The organism is Brevibacillus sp. FSL K6-6036 (assembly GCF_037964015.1).
GTDB lineage: Bacteria > Bacillota > Bacilli > Brevibacillales > Brevibacillaceae > Brevibacillus > Brevibacillus borstelensis.
This window is the reverse complement of record NZ_CP150173.1, coordinates 4,668,578-4,686,026: the sequence shown is the minus strand read 5'-3', so window position 1 is coordinate 4,686,026 and position 17,449 is coordinate 4,668,578. Positions and strand designations below refer to the sequence as shown.

Sequence of the window (17,449 nt, the reverse complement as noted above, 5' to 3'; positions counted from 1 at the left end):
TCCATGGACGTAAAAGATATTTTCTCGTATGACTGGAGCTACCTTCTGCCCGAATTCATCATTCTAGGATTCGCGACCGCCCTGTCGCTGCTCGATCTGTTTGCCGGAAAGCGTTTGGGCAAATCCGTCATCGGGTGGCTGACGCTGGCGGGAGTGGTGCTGGCTGCCGTTTTCGTCTTTGTAAACATAGGGAAACTGGATGAACCGTACGCATACATGGCGGATACGATTCGCATCGATGATTACGGAAATGCGTTCAAGCTGCTGTTCCTCGGAGGAGTCGCCTTTACCGTGCTGCTTTCTCTCTCTTATATGAAGCAGGACGAAATCAGGCATGGCGGCGAGTATTACTACTTGCTGCTGACCGGTCTTCTGGGCGCAATGGTGATGGCTTCTTCTGCCGATCTGATCACCATGTTCGTCGGTTTGGAGCTGTTGTCCATGTCCTCGTACGTTCTGGTGGGCTTGCGCAAGCATTCCTTGCAGTCCAATGAATCGGCGTTTAAATACATCGTCTCGGGATCGATCTCCACGGCGGTGACGCTCTTCGGGATGTCCTATGTATACGGATTAACCGGAACGACAAACATTTATGAAATTTCCGTACGGCTGTCCGAAGCGGCGATGTCCGGCTATGAGTTTATGGTGTATGCGGGATTCACCTTTTTGGCTGTAGGGCTTGCCTTCAAAATCTCTGCTGCACCCAACCACATGTGGGCACCGGATGTGTACCAAGGGGCGGCGACTCCGGTCACGGCCTTCCTGGCGGTCGTCTCCAAAGCTGCCGGCTTTGCTCTCGTCTTCCGCTTGCTGCTGATCGGCTTCTTCAACATCCAGACCGATACGCGTTTCTTTTTCGATCAGGGAGCGCTTTACCTGGCGATCATAGCGGGGGCTTCGATGATTATCGGGAACACGATGGCTCTGCGTCAGACCAATGTAAAACGGATGATGGCCTACTCCGGAATTGCGCAGGCGGGCTATATGCTGGTGGCGTTTGCGCCGCCGACCATCCTGTTTTTCGGCGAAGTGACATTCTTCCTGTTCGCCTACCTGCTGGCCAGCTTTGGTGCCTTTGCGGTCATCATGGTGGTTGCTCGCGATCAACAAACCGATGATCTGAAGGGCTTTGCAGGACTTTATCACCGCTCGCCGCTGATGGCAGTGTCGATGAGCATCTTCCTGCTGTCGCTCGCCGGCATTCCGGTATCCGCCGGATTCTTCGGGAAGTTCTACATCTTTATGGGGGCGATCGCGCAGCAGAGCTATGTTCTTGCAGCGATTATGATCTTGACCAGTGTCGTGTCGTATTACTACTACTTTGGCATCATTCGGCAGATGTACATGCGCCCGGGAGCGACAGAGGCTCCTTTGTCCGTACCGAAAACGATTGGGGCGCTGGTCCTGATTTTGGCGCTGGCCACAGTGGTGTTCGGCGCATTCCCGGGGCTTGTGACTGATTATGTCCAAACGCACCTCAATCACGGGTTTAATTTTGGCGACATGCTGCCACCGAACTTTCAATGAATTGCGGTCAGGGATCAGGTACAATAGAGGGGACGGCTTGCGAGCCGCCCCCTTTTTACATATCAGTTGCCGTGGCGAGCAGAGGCAAGTGGTGCGGTCGGTTCTGGTTTGCTCGGTTCCGGCTACTCGGTACGGCTACTCGGTACGGCTACTCGGTACGGCTACTCGGTTCCGGCTACTCTGTTCCGGTTACTCGGTACGGTTACTCGGTTCCGGTTTACTCAGTTCCGACTTACTCAGTTTCGGTTAGGAACGGCACCGTGCTTCTTCTCGCTACAGCCACGTATAAAGCGGTCTTTGGTTTGATCCCAGTGAAAAATCGATGAACGGAAAGGCAAGGAGGAAACAAACGTGTCGCAAGGTATGTACGGTTTTGTAAGCATTATCGTCTCAGTCGCCCTGATCGGCGTCAGCTGGTGGGCCCTGCAGGCTTTTCGATTTGACCTCTTTCTGAAAAATCCGCAAGGGCCGCAAGCAAAGCTCTTGCAAATCATCATGTCCATCTTTCTCGGATACCAGATGGCGAGCTTTCTCATGGAATATCTCGGCTGGTCCTTGATCTTCGGGCAAATCTTTTCCTGACCGCAGGATTCGACAGGAATTGATTGGTATATCCCACCAGTTTTACGTGCAAACTGAGAAGTACAAAGAGAAGCGCGTAAAAAGGGAGAGGGATAAAAATGGGGAAACGGAACGTTTGGTTTGTTTTGATAGGATTGGCTGCACTGGGTACGGCGTGGTGGATGCCGGCAGAAGCGCAGAACGAAAGGCAGCTACATCAGGAGCAGCAGGAAACGCGGGCAGTTGCCCGATTGTTCGACGTATTGGAAGGCTCGGGAGCCAGGGTGGCAAGTGTGGAGGTGCGTACGCGCATTTCCTTGGGGAAACTGTCCGGCACCGAAGAAATGAAGGATTTGGCTGCGAAATGGGCGGATCGGCTTGACATGCCGCTATCCGAAGCAAAATGGACGCAATCATCCCATCTGTTTACCTATCAGGTCCCGGCCAATCTGTACGGGGTTCAGCTCGATTATCAGGTTACCGGGGTACCTCACAAAGATGGTATCGACACATATCTAGTACTGTCCATAAAAGGAAATCGCGATTCTCTACCATATGTTGATTTGATACAGAACAAGCACGAACAAGCCCTGAAGCAAGCCGGCTTCATTCCGCAATTTAGCACTTGTATTCGCGGATTGTACAATGTTAAACTGAGTGTTGATCAACAGGAGGGGAAAATTTTGTCGATATTTGACGCCCTCCATGCAAAAGAATTGGAACGTTTACAAGATGAGACGGTTGTCAGCATATCTGGTTACACTTCTGAGTGGAATTCGTTCTTATCACTAAACGGACAAGCTCGGATGAATCTGCAGGTCGCCACTCACCGGGACAGTTTGAACGGTACGTGGATTACAGCAGGTACACCGATTATCACAGCGGAATATTAGCACGCGGAGGGGTACACATTGGATAAAATTATTGTCCGCGGTGGGAAGGCTTTGGCGGGGAATGTGAAAGTTTCCGGCGCCAAAAATGCCGTACTCCCTATTATTGCAGCAGCTATCCTGGCCGAAGAGGGAACCAACGTCATTCACGACGTACCCGCTCTGGAAGACGTCAGGATCATATGCGATCTCCTGAAAACATTGGGTATCACCCTTACATACGATAAAGAAGTGCTGACCATCAACGCCTCTCGTGTGACGAGTGTGGAAGCATCTTACGAACTGGTTCGTAAAATGCGAGCGTCCTTTTTGGTAATGGGACCGCTCCTGGCCAGAGAAGGCAAGGCGCGTGTAGCACTTCCGGGAGGGTGCGCCATTGGTACCCGCCCGATCGATCAGCATCTCAAAGGCTTTGAAGCGATGGGAGCCAAGATTGAGATCGGACAAGGGTTTATCGAAGCCAGTGTCGAGGGACGTTTGCAGGGAGCGAAAATCTACCTGGATATCGCCAGCGTAGGCGCTACCGAAAACATTATGATGGCTGCTGCTTTGGCTGAGGGAACCACCGTTATTGAAAACGCAGCCGAAGAACCGGAAATCGTGGATTTGGCCAACTTCCTCAACGGGATGGGAGCCAAGGTTCGCGGAGCAGGTACCGGTTCCATTCGGATCGAAGGCGTGGAGAGATTGAAAGGCTGCACGCACTGCGTGATTCCGGACCGGATCGAAGCGGGTACCTTCATGGTAGCTGCCGCGATTACAGGCGGGGACGTTTTTGTCGAAGGTGCAATCTGTGATCATTTGAAGTCCGTTACTGCCAAGCTGAGAGAAATGGGCGTGGAAGTGGACGAGCAGGAGAACGGCATTCGCGTGAGAAGCAATGGCCGTCTCAAGGCTGTCGACGTCAAGACCTTGCCGTATCCCGGCTTCCCGACGGACATGCAGTCGCAAATGATGGCGCTGCTATTGGCATCGGAAGGCACCAGCATCGTTACCGAGACCGTTTTTGAAAATCGCTTTATGCACGTGGAAGAATTCCGCCGGATGAATGCCAATATCAAGATTGAGGGACGCAGCGCGATCGTGGAAGGCGGCGCCAAGCTGACCGGAAGCAAAGTGGCGGCGACGGATTTGCGAGCAGGAGCTGCGCTCGTATTGGCGGGCCTGGTGGCCGAGGGCGAAACAGAAGTGAGCAGCCTTCACCACATCGACCGGGGCTATGTCCAGTTCACGGAAAAGCTTCGCGGCCTGGGCGCTCTTGTAGAGCGTGTTTCGCCAGCGAAAGAAGTCGAGACAGAAGCGGTTGAACAGGTAAAAACCGAACCGATCAAAGTCCAGTTTTCTCCCAATTTTGCGTAAACACATACCGAGACTTCCCTGCAAGCGGGGAAGTCTTTTTCATTTTCAGCAAACTCTTCCATCTCTCTTATTCTCTCGTTCTACCTCCCGAGGCTTGGACATAGACTGAAATAGTCCAGCACAAGAGGGGGGATATGACGCATGAAACGTTACCTGGTGGCGTGGTTCATCGGATTGCCGATACTGCTCGTGATGCTGCCTGCCGCGCTGGTCTACTTTTTTTCCTCTCCACCCGGAAGCGAGGGGCTTCCGCAAGTCTCTGCCCCGAACAACCCGGCTGTTCATCAGTCGGCGATCGAGGTGAAGGTATATCGGACCGCCAAACAGGCTGTGGAAACGATGCCGTTGGAAACGTACATCGAGGGCGTAGTGGCGGCGGAGATGCCGGCAGAGTTCGAGCTGGAGGCGCTCAAGGCCCAGGCGATGGCAGCCCGTACGTACATCATCCGCAGGCTCGATGCGAAGAAATTTGATGACGTTCCCAAGGGAGCACAGGTCACCGATACGGTGAAGCATCAGGTCTTTCTCGACGAGGCGCAGCGCAAGCAGAACTGGGGGGACCAATTCGAGTGGAAAAACGCGCGCATCCGCCAGGCTGTGCAGGCGACGGCCGGGGTCATTCTGACCTACGGAGGCAAGCCGATCGACGCGACCTTTTTCTCCACCAGCAATGGGTTTACGGAAAATGCCAACGAGTATTTTGAAGAGCCGGTTCCCTATTTGAAAAGCGTGGCAAGCCCCTGGGACATTCAATCGCCCAGCTTTGAAAAAACCGTCAAAATCGCCGCAGCGGACCTGGAGCAGCGTCTCGGAATCAAACTGACAAAGGAAGCCTCCGGCAATGGCAGCTGGTATCGCATCGTGGAGCGGACGACGGGCAATCGCGTGGGCAAAATCAGCATTGGCGGAAAAGAGTTCAGCGGCAGGGAATTCCGCGAGAAGCTCGGACTCCAATCTTCCGCCTTTACGCTGGAGCTGCGAGGCAATGAAGTCCATATTACGACCAAAGGATACGGCCACGGTGTCGGGATGAGCCAGTGGGGGGCCAACGGAATGGCGAAGGCAGGGAAGAGTGCCGAGCAGATCGTCAAATACTTTTACCAGGGAATCGCCTTGGAAAATTGCGACCTCATCCTGAAAGGATAAAGGCAAAAGAGAAAAAAGGCTGTTTTCAGCAAATTTACAAGTTTCCCCTCTCTCTCAGGTTTATCCGCCGAAAATCTGGCGATACTGAGGGATGAGGTGATGAATACAATGGAAGATCAAAAAAATCAAAATCAACCGATTCCATTCAAAAAGGCAAGCTCCTGGAAAAACGTTTTGGGCAAAAAATGGGCGTTTCCGGCGATCTACATCGGCACCGCAGCAATTATTCTCGCTTTTGTGATGTGGTATCAGAGCGGCGGTGTGACCGACAATCTCCCCGGCCAAGCCGAGGGCGGCATTGCGATCACGACACCGCAGGAAGGCGCCAAAGATCCGTCTGAAGCTGACGAAAACAGCGCTGTTCCGGTATCTGGAACCGTTCAACAGCTTGCTTGGCCTGTAGCCAAAGGAGTTCAGTACGAAAAGGGAATGAATTTCTTCGACGAGCAAGCGTCCAAGGATGTACAGCAAAAAGCTCTCGTCAAGTATGACAACACGTTTATGCCGCACACCGGTATCGACCTGAAGTCGACTGACGGCAAGAGCTTTGATGTAACCGCCGCTCTGCCTGGCAAGGTGAGCAAGGTGGAAAACGATCCGCTCGTCGGTCGCGTGGTGGAAATCGAGCATGCCGACAAGATGGTCACCGTGTATCAAAGCCTGGACAAAGTGAATGTCAAGCCTGGCGATGAAGTAACCCAAGGCCAGGTGCTGGGTACAGCGGGCCGCAGCGTGTATGAAAAGGATGCCGGTATTCACCTTCACTTCGAAGTTCGCGTTGACGGTGCGTCTGTCGATCCGGAGCAATACCTGCTCCAATCGGAAATGCAGGATCAATAACGATTCCAGGAATTTCAGAAATGCCGACAAGCCTGTAGAGAGGTTCGCTCTGCAGGCTTTTTTTTATGAAAAACAGGCCGATGTGTACACGCCCTCCAAAAAAGATGTGGTCGTGCTGGCTTGTCAGGCTTGGAAACGTAGAATATGTGTCCGCACCCACCCATATATTGTAACAGACAATGTTGAAACAGGGAGGCGAGTAGCGTGCACGATTACATCAAGGAGCGAACCATAAAGATCGGCCGGTATATTGTAGAAACGCGAAATACGGTTCGCATGATCGCCAAAGAGTTCGGTGTTTCCAAGAGCACGGTACACAAGGATCTGACAGAGCGGCTGCCTGAGATAAATCCGGAGTTGGCGAACCAGGTAAAGGAAATATTGGAGTACCACAAGGCGATCCGTCATCTGCGTGGAGGAGAGGCAACCAAGATCAAGTACAAGAGAAGGAGCAAGAAAGTCCGGGTAGAACAGGAGGAAAGCGTATAAAAATATGCAATTCATAAACAATTATTTCCTAAGTCCATAAGAATTTCCTTGTCCTCTCACGTCTAACAGCCTATGATAAGGGGTAGATATGTAACTGGTACAGGGAGGACCTTTTCATGTTTGGCAAAGATATCGGAATCGACCTGGGTACGGCCAATGTCCTGGTTTTTGTAAAGGGCAAAGGCATCGTCCTGGATGAACCTTCTGTCGTGGCAATTGATAATCATACGAAAAAAGTGCTAGCCGTAGGAAATGAGGCTCACCGCATGGTGGGACGTACTCCAGGAAATATCGTGGCGATCCGGCCGTTGCGTGACGGGGTTATTGCCGATTTTGATATCACGGAAGCGATGTTGAAGCACTTTTTGGCTAAGATTGGCGGGAAGCAAATGTTTGCCCGTCCGCGCATCTTGATTTGCTGTCCGACGAACATCACATCGGTAGAGCAAAAAGCCATTCGTGAAGCGGCTGAGCGCAGCGGCGGTGCACGCGAGGTATTTATCGAAGAAGAACCGAAGGTAGCCGCTGTAGGAGCCGGCATGGAAATTTTCCAGCCATCCGGCAACATGGTAGTGGATATCGGCGGAGGTACAACGGATGTAGCGGTACTGTCCATGGGCGATATCGTCACATCTTCCTCCATTAAGGTTGCGGGCGACAAATTTGACATGGCCATCATGAGATACATAAAAACGAAATACAAGCTGCTGATCGGGGAACGTACGTCTGAAGATATCAAAATGCAAATCGGTACGGTTTCCGGCGGACGCCAGGACGAAATGGATATTCGCGGCAGGGATATGGTAAGCGGGTTGCCTCAAACCATTACCATTCGCTCGCACGAAGTCCAGGAAGCCCTGGCTGAGTCGGTTAGCGCAATTGTACAAGCATCCAAATCTGTTTTGGAACGAACACCTCCGGAGCTTTCTGCCGATATTATTGATAAGGGAGTTTTCCTGACTGGAGGAGGCGCGCTTCTGCATGGATTCGACCAGCTGCTGGCGGACGAGTTGAAAGTACCGGTGCTCGTAGCGGAAGATCCGATGATGTGCGTCGCCAAAGGAACCGGCATGATGCTGGACTATCTGGACAAAGTGCCGGCATATCGGAAGAAAAAGTTTTTCGGGAGGTAATGCCGTGTGATCAGAGGCTTGTATACAGCCGCATCGGGCATGTTGTCTTTGCAGAGAAAACAGGATTCGCTTGCCAACAATCTGGCTAACATCAATACGCCTGGCTACAAGCAGGACGTGGGCGTCATGCGCGCTTTCCCCGAGCAGCTCCTGTCTCGCATCCGCGATCAGGAAGGACCTGATATTCAGGGGATGCCGCAAATGGGTGGACAAGCAGTCCCGATCGGTCGTCTGCATACGGGTGTGTACATGTCGGAGGCGCTTCCTGTGTTTCGCCAGGGGGATATCGCCGAGACGCGCGATCCGTACGATGTCGCGCTCATGGACAACATCCAGCCGGATGAAGAAGGCAACGAGCGCCGCCTGTTCTTCAGCGTAGCGAGACTGGCTGATCCCGCTACGGATACAGCAGAGCCTGAGCAGCTGCGATACACCCGCAACGGCAACTGGAGCGTCAATGCAGACGGCTATCTGGTGACGCCAGACGGCTATTATGTGCTGAATAATGAGAATCAGGCGATCCGTGTCAACGATCCGGACTTTCCTGATCAGAGTGCGGGCCATACGCTGGAGATTACCGCCAACGGTGCGCTCTTTTATCGAAATGATGCTGGCGAACAGGTGCCGTTGAACGATCAAAGCCTGGGCATAAAAGTGCTGACCAATCCACAGCAAATGGTGAGGGAAGGAACCAACGTCTACCGCTACACAGGCGAGGGACAACCGGCAAATGTGGGCGATGACCCGGAAAATACGGGCTTTTACGGCGTGAAGCAAGGCTGGCTGGAACGCTCCAATGTCGATCCTGCCCAGACGATGACGGATATGATGACGGTTCTTCGGGCATACGAGGCGAACCAGCGCATCATTACGACAGTGGATGGCACGATGGAAAAAGCAGCCAATGAAATCGGACGGGTTAACGGGTAAGATAGGAGGAAGAGCGCATGCAATCACTAAACATCTCCACGGCAGCTCTGCGCGGCGTCCAGCAGGCATTGGATAACACGGCCAACAATCTGGCCAACGCCGATACAGTCGGATACAAGCGGCGGACTGCATCGTTTTCCGAGCTTTTGTCAGACTCGATGAACGAGCAGGCCGCAGTAGACAGCAGACAGCGCAATTCTCCGCCCGGTCTGCGCATCGGCAGCGGTTCAAGGCTGGGTTTGACGAAAACGGACGTCTCCCCGGGGAACATGAAGCAGACGGATGTACCGACCGATCTGATGATCGAAGGGGACGGCTATTTCCTGGTCTCTCGTCCGTTTCGCAACGCAAACGGGGAGCTGGACGATGAATACCGTCTGACGCGGAGCGGAGCTTTTCAATTTGCTCAAATGGCTGGGCTGCCCGGGTATGCTCTGGTAACTCCTACAGGCGAGTACCTGGTGGATGAAGTGGGGCTTCCCATCAGCTTTGAGAATCCCGGAGAGCTGACCATTACGCCAGAGGGCGTCGTGTTTTTGGATGGAAATGAAGTGGCGCAGATGCGTCTTTACAAAGTGGACAACCCTGACCAGTTGCAGCAGGTAGGAGACAACCAGCTTCTGGCTCCTGTGCTGGACGACCAGAAGGCACCTGACTTTATGCAGTTTGCCGACGGCCGGATCAAGCAAGGCGCACTGGAAACATCCAATGTCAATGTTCAGGAAGAAATGTCCCAATTGATCAATGTGCAACGGGCCTATCAATTGAATTCCCGTGCGATTGGAATCACCGACCAGATGATGGGGATTGCCAATTCGCTCAGGTCCCGTTAATACACTTTGGCATGTCGGAGGATACGCGAATGGATCAAGGAAAGGGGAAACGTTCCCCGCGTGATGGCCAGGGAGCCGAACAGAGAGAAAGGAAGCGTGTCGGCAGCGCTTGGCAAATAAAGCTCGCCAAGTGGCTGATCGTCCCATTTCTGCTGTTTTTCTCGCTGATCATCGGCCTGGTCATCGGTTACAGCATGGTCGGACACAAGCCGGCGTCAGAAGTGTTTGATATTAACACGTATAAGCATATGTATGATCTGATGTTCTCTGGCACCTAGAAAATACAGACCCCAGCCGCAGGAGGTGTGGGGTATTTTTTTGATCGCTTGCAAGCCTTCCCGGCTCTCTTCCGGGGACTTGTTGTGCCCTTTGTCCAAAGAGTATAATGGAACAGTGGTAAAAAGGGAGTGACGATTTGATCCGGAGGGATATCCGTGAATCTTCCAAATGCGCTGACCGTTTTTCGCATCGTTCTCATCCCTTTGTATTTGTACGTGTTTTTTCGGGAGTTCCCGTTTCATATTGAGGTTGCCCTCGGCATCTTGATTCTCGCGGGAGTGACTGACATTGCAGATGGATACATCGCGCGAAAGCACAAGCTTGTAACGACGTTTGGGACGATGATGGACCCGCTTGCAGACAAGCTGATGATGATGGCAGTGATCGCTTCATTGTTTTTAACAGAGCGGATCAGTGTATGGGCCGCCCTGTTTTTCTTTGCTCGCGACGCCGGAATGATCGTGGCATCGGCCTTTTTCCACTTCCGTGGGAAAAAGACAGTGCCAGCCAATGCGTTTGGCAAAATAACGACGGTCTTGTTTTACATCGCGTTCCCGATGGTCATGTACAGGTTTCAGTACGGCGAGCTTATCTTATGGACGGCTATCCTGTTCTCGTTTGTGACCGCCGCCATTTACCTGGTCAAGTTTCGTCTGATGAATCGCGTGTACTAATACAAACCAGGGATGAAAAGAGCACTTCCGCCGCATGTGCAGGAAGTGCCCCTCTATCTTAACCCCGATCTCCCCATGTGGAAGATAGGGGGGTGTCTTTATTCTCAGTTTCGAGTATGTTCTTCATGCATGGCATGAGTGATATAAAGAATGGAAATGGAGCGTTGTTTATGGAATTTCAATTGCCTTTGGACGTAACAGACATTCAATCGATTATCCCCCATCGCTATCCTTTTTTATTGGTGGACAAGGTTACCGAGCTGGAGTCGGGGAAGCGGGCAGTCGGGTTAAAAAACGTTACGGTAAACGAGCCGTTTTTCCAAGGTCATTTCCCGGGCTACCCGGTCATGCCAGGTGTGCTGATCGTCGAAGCGCTGGCCCAGGTAGGAGCCGTCGCGGTACTGAGCATGGAGGAAAACAGAGGCAAAATCGCCTTTTTTGCCGGAATCGACGAATTTCGCTTCAAGGATCAGGTCAAGCCGGGCGATACCCTGACACTTGAGGTCGAATTGACGCGAGTGCGCGGCTCGATCGGCAAGGGACACGGAACAGCCAAGGTAAACGGCAAGGTCGTGGCCGAGGGCGGACTTCTTTTTGCCCTGTCGGCAGCACAAAAGGACTAGAAAATCGCCCATCTTGTATGTAAGGCCTATTTGGGGTAGAATGGCTAATGTATGTGCAACATTTCTTAGGCGCTCTGCGTCTATCACGTAATGAAGGTGAAAACGTTGACCAAACAGGTCGCAAACATATTGGGTGTGTCGTTTTCTACACGCGGTTTTGACGAGACGGTGGCACATCTTGTCGACCGGATCCGGGAAGGAAAACAGACGCACGTCGTCACGGCCAACCCGGAAATTGTCATGCTGGCGAAGGAAAATCGCTCCTTTCTGAAACTATTGGACCAAGCCTATGTCGTTCCGGACGGGATCGGCATTGTCTATGCGGCCAAGTGGACGGGAGAGCCGATTCGCGAGCGCGTTGCGGGCGTGGAGCTGCTGGAAGCATTGATGGCAGCGGCAGACAGAGAAAAGTGGAAAGTATATCTTTTGGGAGCGTCACCGGAGGTAAACCGGCTGGCAGCGGAAAAGCTGTCCGAGCGGTTTCCGGGGGCGCGCGTCGTCGGGTATCGAGACGGTTATTTTCAACGAGACGAAGAACAAAGAGTCGTGCAAGACATAGCCGAAAAACAGCCCCATCTCCTGTTCGTGGCGATGGGAGCGCCCAGGCAGGACGAATGGATCGCCGCCTACCGCGATCAGCTTCAGGCTACGCTCGCGATGGGAGTCGGAGGCAGCCTTGACGTCATTGCCGGGAAAGTAAAGAGAGCGCCAAAGCTGTGGCAGCGCTTGCATCTGGAGTGGCTGTATCGACTGTTGGCCCAGCCGTCGCGCTGGAGAAGACAGTTGGCTATTCCGCTGTTTGTCTGGACAGTCTTGAAGGAAAAAAGGGGAAGCCGCTCCTGAACGTACCCGTAGAGAGGAGAACAGTCGATGTCTACACTAATCCTCGGATTACTGACTTCGCTGATAGTATCATTTATAGCCACACCATACGTGAAAAAACTGGCGGAATCCATCGGAGCGACAGACACGCCGGACCAGCGCAAGGTTCACAAGCGGATCATGCCGCGACTGGGTGGTCTGGCGATTTATCTCGGATATTTTGTTGCATTTTTCATATTTGTTCCATTTACTACGATGAAAGAAATGCTCGGCATCTTCATCGGCGGTACGATCGTGATGGCGACAGGAATGCTGGATGACAAATACCAGCTCTCTCCCAAGTGGAAGCTGATGGGCCAACTGCTTGCAGCGGCAGTCGTCGTCATTCCGTTTGGCCTCAAAATAGGCGTCGTCAACCTGCCTTATGAAGGCAGCATCGATTTCTCCAGCGGCTGGCTGCTCTGGCTCGGCGTACCGATCACGATCTTCTGGATTGTCGGTGTCACCAACGCCGTCAACCTGATCGACGGCCTGGACGGCCTGTCCGCAGGGGTATCGGCGATCGCGACAGCTACGATGGCCATCGTGGCACTGGTTATGTCCGGCAGCGGCGCGGCGGCTCACTATGACACGATCGCGATTTACTGCTTCGTTCTGCTGGGAGCCATACTCGGCTTTCTCTATTTCAATTTCCATCCGGCCCGTATTTTCATGGGAGACACCGGCTCGCTGTTTTTGGGCTTCAACCTGGCGGCGCTCTCCATCATGGGCTTCAAAGAGGCGCTGTTCGTCTCCTTTATCATCCCCATCGTGGTGCTCGGCGTTCCGCTTTGGGACACGTTTTTCGCCATCGTCCGGCGGATCGTCAACAAAAAGCCGATTTCCAGCCCGGATAAAGGCCATCTGCACCACTGTCTGTTGAACATGGGACTGTCGCACCGTGCGACAGTACTGACGATCTACATGATCAGCATCTTCTTCGGGACGATGGCGATCGTTTTGACAAAAACGACAAAATGGACAACCATCATCGTGATGGTGCTGCTGCTCTTCGCTACCCACATGGCGACAGAGATCGTCGGCCTCGTCGGCCGCCGCCACCGTCCGCTGATCAATACGTATCGCAAGCTGAAGGTGAAGAACGCCGATCAGCGCCGCAGTCACTAGAAATGAATAACGTACGCAAAGCCTCTGCTGGTGGACAGCAGGGGCTTTTTTTCTCCACATTTTTGCAGTTTATCCTTAACCAGATAGAAGATTTTGCCGATAACAGTAAAGACGAGTAAGGCATCCCCTGCACAAAAATTGGCAGGGCCAAATACAGACTATATGGAGAGGTGAAACCTTTTGCAGAAGATGTTCGCTACGATGCGGCAGTGGTTGGCTGTAAGTTTGGCACTGTTACTTGTAGTCAGTGGAGTGCTCCCGTCCATGGCTGCTGCTGCTACTGAGAAACCTGTCATTCTGGAAGATGCGTATAACGGCAAGGGCACAAGCCCTGTGGACGCTTATACGTATGGAAGTTCAAAGATTACCATCAGTGGTACCGTGGGAGCTGGCGTATCCGGCCGGAATTTGCGGGTCAAAATCACTTTGGGGAATGGAACCGAAGTCCCCGGGATGGAAAAAATAACACCGACCGTGTCGGGGAGCCAGTTTACGTTCTATGACATTTCGTTGCAGCCAGGTCTGAACAAGATCAGCTTTTACGAAAATGTAGGCAGTGTGGAAAAGGATCATTTGCAGTTTTACGTGAACTATAACGACACCCCGATCATTGAGGAAATATCTGTTGAGGATACCGAGCTCAATCCGAGTGGAGTCACCTATTATTCTTTGCCTGCCTCGAACCGGATGGTTGTCAATCTCAACGGCAAGGCGTTGAATGCGGATACCGTTGTCGTGGAGAATATCTCCAAGGGCGAGGAAGTTCGCGGTTCGGTCAGCAAAAACACAGGCTTCTTCAGCCTGAAAATTCCTGTCATGTTTGGTGAAAACACGCTTCGCTTCACGGCGTTGAACCAAAACAAAACTGTTGGCGCCATCGAGAGAAAGCTTCTGATTGTCACGACGTCGATCGGTGAAGCCGATTTGCTCTATAATCTCAGCATCAACAATGAGCGGCTGACTCCGGACACAGAGGATGAGGTCGGAAACAACATTGTGAGAGTCGATCCGGCAAGCTCAGCGAACCTGAGTCTGAAATCTTCCGCCTTGCTGCAATACGATACGGCGAATCCGAACAAGCCATTTGATTCAATGTCTTTTGTCATCAAAGAAGACGGGGCTTCGGCGGAAACCTCCTATACGGCTACCATTACAGACAAAAAAGCGTCCAATGACGGTTTTACGCAATACGAACTCAGCGGTAATGTGCCCCAATCGGCATTGGCATCTGGAAAGAAATACACTGTATGGCTTGTTTACAAGTACAAAGAAGACACAGATCCGTCTACAACACCGAGCTCCTTTGAGGTAAAACGGTATCTGTACACCATCAAGACCGTAGAGCAGGATGCGCCGCAGTTTATCTCCGGCAGCTATTTGGGAGCGCCGCTCTCTACTTCCAGGACGAATACTCTGCTGGGAGTGCCTGCAGAACTTCTCGTAACCGGTGAATTTGTTGGCGATTCCAGCAAGTATCAACTCTACCTAAACGAGAATCCACTGGACAGCAGCAACTATGCCCTGAAGGTAGATCCCTTTAAAGATGCATCAGGAAACACGGTTGCAAACAAATATGTGGCAACGATCAGCTTGAAAAATCCCGACGCAGGTACGGGAAATCTAAAAATTGTTTATACAGGCGGAGCTGGCACGTCTGTAATGTATCCGATCAAGTGGCAAATTGCCCCTTACGTACAGCTTACCTACAAAACCGGTTCGCAAGACAACAGCTTTTATGACGGCTTCCAGATCAATAGCGACAGCGATGTACCGACTTTGCACGGACGCGTGTACAACTTTGATCTGAAAGCAAACCCGAGCGATTCTTCCAAGCTGGATAATCTCACTGTGAAGCTGAACGAACAGGACCTAGCCCTTTCGAGTGTCGACGCCGCGAATGGCAAGTTCAGCATTTCAAGTTCAGAGTTGAAGAAGTCGGTCAACGGTTCTTCCATATTGAAAAAGGGTACAAACACCCTGAAAATTACACTGAATCCAACGGCAAAACCGGGAGCTACTCCTGTCGTATTTACCTACAATATCCTGTACATTACGGCCAAGGCTCCCTCCATCGAAGAGGTAAAGCTGTGGGGAATCTTCAATGGGAAGGAAAATGAGCTGACTGGTTCTACCGGCGGAACATACGAAACCGGTGCTGCTTTCTTGAGCAAATTCTCCTTTAAGGTAAAAGATGCCTCCAAGCTCTATGTGGAGAAAAACGGCAAGCGAATTGTGGAATTTGAAAAGGATTCCGGAAGCTGGAAGACGCCAGACCCTGCCAGCAAGGAATACAATGATGCGATTGGCGAGCTTCCGAGCAGTTTGCAAAACTTCTTTGATTCCAGCTACAACATTGACGACAAATCCAGCACGAGCTTCGAAGGGTCGCTATCTTCCTCCAAGTACAATCGCATGCTAGACAAAGTGCAGCAAGCGGTAAAGGGAACAGGCGATCAAAAACTCGAAGAGCAGGAAAAGTACCTGGCGTTGTTGCCGCTGACTCTGCGGAAAAACAACTCGACGGTATACACGATCGTTGCAGAGGATGAAAGCGGTACAGTCGTACGATACAACATCAAGATCAACCAGAGAACAAGCAACTGGGAGGTTTTGAGTCCGGTCAAAGCCAGGTCGACAGACCAGTACATTACTGTAAACAGCAACAGTGCCGTGATCAAGGTTTTCGCTGAAAAAGCGGACAAGGTCATGTTTGGCAAAATCGAAGCGAAAACGAGCAACAGGACTGAACCCGACTTTAGATTCGACCCTGATTTCGCAAAAGCGATACCGGAGACTTATTACGTCTTTACGGCGACTGTCCCGCTGAAAAACGGGTTGAACACGATCAAATTCACGGTTCAGGTAGGAGATACCACCTACAACGACCAGATTCAAATCTTTAATGCGAATTCGACGGTAGATGGTGCAGAATACCGCGAAGTCCTCGGCAAGAAAGTGTCATTCTCGGTATTTAACAAGGGGCTGGAATTGAAGTTCCCTGCAGGAACCGTACTTCTTTCGCCAAGCAATCACCGTGCAGGAGAAGAAGTCAAGAATCCAACCGAAGACATTTTTGTCGATGTACCATTGTATTTTGGTATTGCCGACCGTACCACGGGCCAGGTGAACTTGTCTGGCAGCTCGATGAAGAGCCGACTGGAATTGGATGAGAAGTTCAATTACGCAAGCCCGCTTTACTACATTGACGCTGGCGACGTGAAAAATCCAGGTGGGCGCGACCCATACTACGATGAGGACGATGGGGAAGAATTCAGAGGACGCTATGATGACAACCTCATCCCGAGCCGGGAAGGGACGCTGTCGATTCAATACGACTCTTCCATCGTGAATGCGGCAAACAACATTCTCACCGTTTATTATCACAACGGCTTTGAGTGGAAAAATATCGGGGGCGTTGTAAATACCGGCAAGAAGACCGTTACGGTTCCGTTTAGAGGCTTTGGTTATTACATGGTCATGAAAAACCGCGAGTCCTTCGACGACGTGGTGTTCCATGAATATGCCCGTGACGCGATGGAAACACTCTACTCAAAAGGAATCATGCCGGCATACAGCTACAGCACCTTTGGAGCGAATCGCGATATCACTCGCGGAGAGTTTGCGACCATGCTCGTAAAAGCGATGGATTTGCCGATCAAGGCCGGACCTTACTATGACAGTGATGAAACCGACCCGGTAAACCCGACATTCCTCGATGTCCGTCCGCGACCTGTTCACTGGGATTACGAGTATAAGTACGTGGAAACTGCAGCTCGTGCAGGAATTATTCGCGGGAAGGTGCCCGGATACTTCAGACCGGATGATCCGCTGACCCGTGAAGAAGCTGCGGTGATGATTGCCCGTGCGCTGAATCTGAAAACCGGTACACCGGAGGCTTCGAAGCAAGCTCTGAATAAAATGTTTACGGATGGAAAAGACGTCGGACACTACGCCACGGCTTCCGTCCTGGCCGTAGCAAAAGCAAAACTGATGAATGGCGAGGCCGATGATCCGACCGCCAAAAGACCAACATACAGCTTTAAACCGGCCAACAACCTGACTCGTGCAGAGATGGCCGTTATCACCGTTCGTGTAATGACGCAATTGAAGAAGCTGCCTAAGCAGTAACGTATAAAAGCGGCAACAAACACAAAAAGCTGAAGAGGCGAAATCCTC

Annotated in this window: 16 protein-coding genes; all 16 read left to right on the top strand. The window is 51.9% G+C overall.

Features of this window, described 5'->3' with window-relative positions; translation table 11 throughout:
* Positions 1 to 3 precede the first annotated feature (3 nt).
* Complete coding sequence (nuoN, locus tag NST37_RS22985; RefSeq protein WP_339185908.1) at positions 4 to 1,527, top strand: NADH-quinone oxidoreductase subunit NuoN; 1,524 nt, start codon at positions 4 to 6, stop codon at positions 1,525 to 1,527.
* A gap of 351 nt (positions 1,528 to 1,878) precedes the next feature.
* Positions 1,879 to 2,109, top strand: a complete 231-nt coding sequence (locus NST37_RS22980; protein ID WP_003388393.1) for a DUF1146 family protein — start codon at positions 1,879 to 1,881, stop codon at positions 2,107 to 2,109.
* A 98-nt stretch (positions 2,110 to 2,207) separates the two neighbouring features.
* On the top strand, positions 2,208 to 2,981 hold the full coding sequence (locus NST37_RS22975) for a YwmB family TATA-box binding protein (RefSeq protein WP_171506721.1): 774 nt from the start codon (positions 2,208 to 2,210) through the stop codon (positions 2,979 to 2,981).
* Between the two features lie 18 nt (positions 2,982 to 2,999).
* Positions 3,000 to 4,337 (top strand): UDP-N-acetylglucosamine 1-carboxyvinyltransferase, encoded by a 1,338-nt coding sequence (murA, locus tag NST37_RS22970; protein ID WP_003388389.1) that lies wholly within the window; start codon positions 3,000 to 3,002, stop codon positions 4,335 to 4,337.
* A 141-nt stretch (positions 4,338 to 4,478) separates the two neighbouring features.
* Positions 4,479 to 5,483 carry a stage II sporulation protein D gene (spoIID, locus tag NST37_RS22965; protein WP_339185904.1) on the top strand — a complete coding sequence of 335 codons (1,005 nt, stop codon included), beginning with the start codon at positions 4,479 to 4,481 and terminating at the stop codon, positions 5,481 to 5,483.
* A gap of 108 nt (positions 5,484 to 5,591) precedes the next feature.
* A complete protein-coding gene (locus tag NST37_RS22960; RefSeq protein WP_003388386.1) occupies positions 5,592 to 6,323 on the top strand; it encodes a M23 family metallopeptidase in 732 nt (243 codons plus the stop codon).
* Positions 6,324 to 6,527: 204 nt separating this feature from the next.
* Positions 6,528 to 6,812 carry a sporulation transcriptional regulator SpoIIID gene (spoIIID, locus tag NST37_RS22955; protein WP_003388385.1) on the top strand — a complete coding sequence of 95 codons (285 nt, stop codon included), beginning with the start codon at positions 6,528 to 6,530 and terminating at the stop codon, positions 6,810 to 6,812.
* Between the two features lie 116 nt (positions 6,813 to 6,928).
* The gene (locus NST37_RS22950) at positions 6,929 to 7,945 is read left to right on the top strand and encodes a rod shape-determining protein (RefSeq protein WP_003388382.1); all 1,017 of its coding nucleotides are present in this window, start codon (positions 6,929 to 6,931) and stop codon (positions 7,943 to 7,945) included.
* 6 nt (positions 7,946 to 7,951) lie between these two features.
* On the top strand, positions 7,952 to 8,875 hold the full coding sequence (locus tag NST37_RS22945; RefSeq protein ID WP_003388381.1) for a flagellar hook-basal body protein: 924 nt from the start codon (positions 7,952 to 7,954) through the stop codon (positions 8,873 to 8,875).
* Between the two features lie 17 nt (positions 8,876 to 8,892).
* A complete protein-coding gene (locus tag NST37_RS22940; protein WP_003388380.1) occupies positions 8,893 to 9,708 on the top strand; it encodes a flagellar hook-basal body protein in 816 nt (271 codons plus the stop codon).
* 29 nt (positions 9,709 to 9,737) lie between these two features.
* On the top strand, positions 9,738 to 9,986 hold the full coding sequence (locus tag NST37_RS22935) for a DNA-directed RNA polymerase subunit beta (RefSeq protein WP_003388379.1): 249 nt from the start codon (positions 9,738 to 9,740) through the stop codon (positions 9,984 to 9,986).
* 150 nt (positions 9,987 to 10,136) lie between these two features.
* Positions 10,137 to 10,661: a CDP-alcohol phosphatidyltransferase family protein gene (locus NST37_RS22930; protein ID WP_031932667.1), complete on the top strand. Its 525-nt coding sequence runs from the start codon at positions 10,137 to 10,139 to the stop codon at positions 10,659 to 10,661.
* Positions 10,662 to 10,831: 170 nt separating this feature from the next.
* The gene (gene fabZ / locus NST37_RS22925) at positions 10,832 to 11,284 is read left to right on the top strand and encodes a 3-hydroxyacyl-ACP dehydratase FabZ (RefSeq protein WP_003388377.1); all 453 of its coding nucleotides are present in this window, start codon (positions 10,832 to 10,834) and stop codon (positions 11,282 to 11,284) included.
* A 105-nt stretch (positions 11,285 to 11,389) separates the two neighbouring features.
* Positions 11,390 to 12,127 (top strand): WecB/TagA/CpsF family glycosyltransferase, encoded by a 738-nt coding sequence (locus NST37_RS22920; protein WP_171506164.1) that lies wholly within the window; start codon positions 11,390 to 11,392, stop codon positions 12,125 to 12,127.
* Positions 12,128 to 12,154: 27 nt separating this feature from the next.
* Complete coding sequence (locus tag NST37_RS22915; protein WP_003388375.1) at positions 12,155 to 13,273, top strand: MraY family glycosyltransferase; 1,119 nt, start codon at positions 12,155 to 12,157, stop codon at positions 13,271 to 13,273.
* Positions 13,274 to 13,462: 189 nt separating this feature from the next.
* The gene (locus tag NST37_RS22910; protein ID WP_231504290.1) at positions 13,463 to 17,401 is read left to right on the top strand and encodes an S-layer homology domain-containing protein; all 3,939 of its coding nucleotides are present in this window, start codon (positions 13,463 to 13,465) and stop codon (positions 17,399 to 17,401) included.
* Positions 17,402 to 17,449 lie beyond the last annotated feature (48 nt).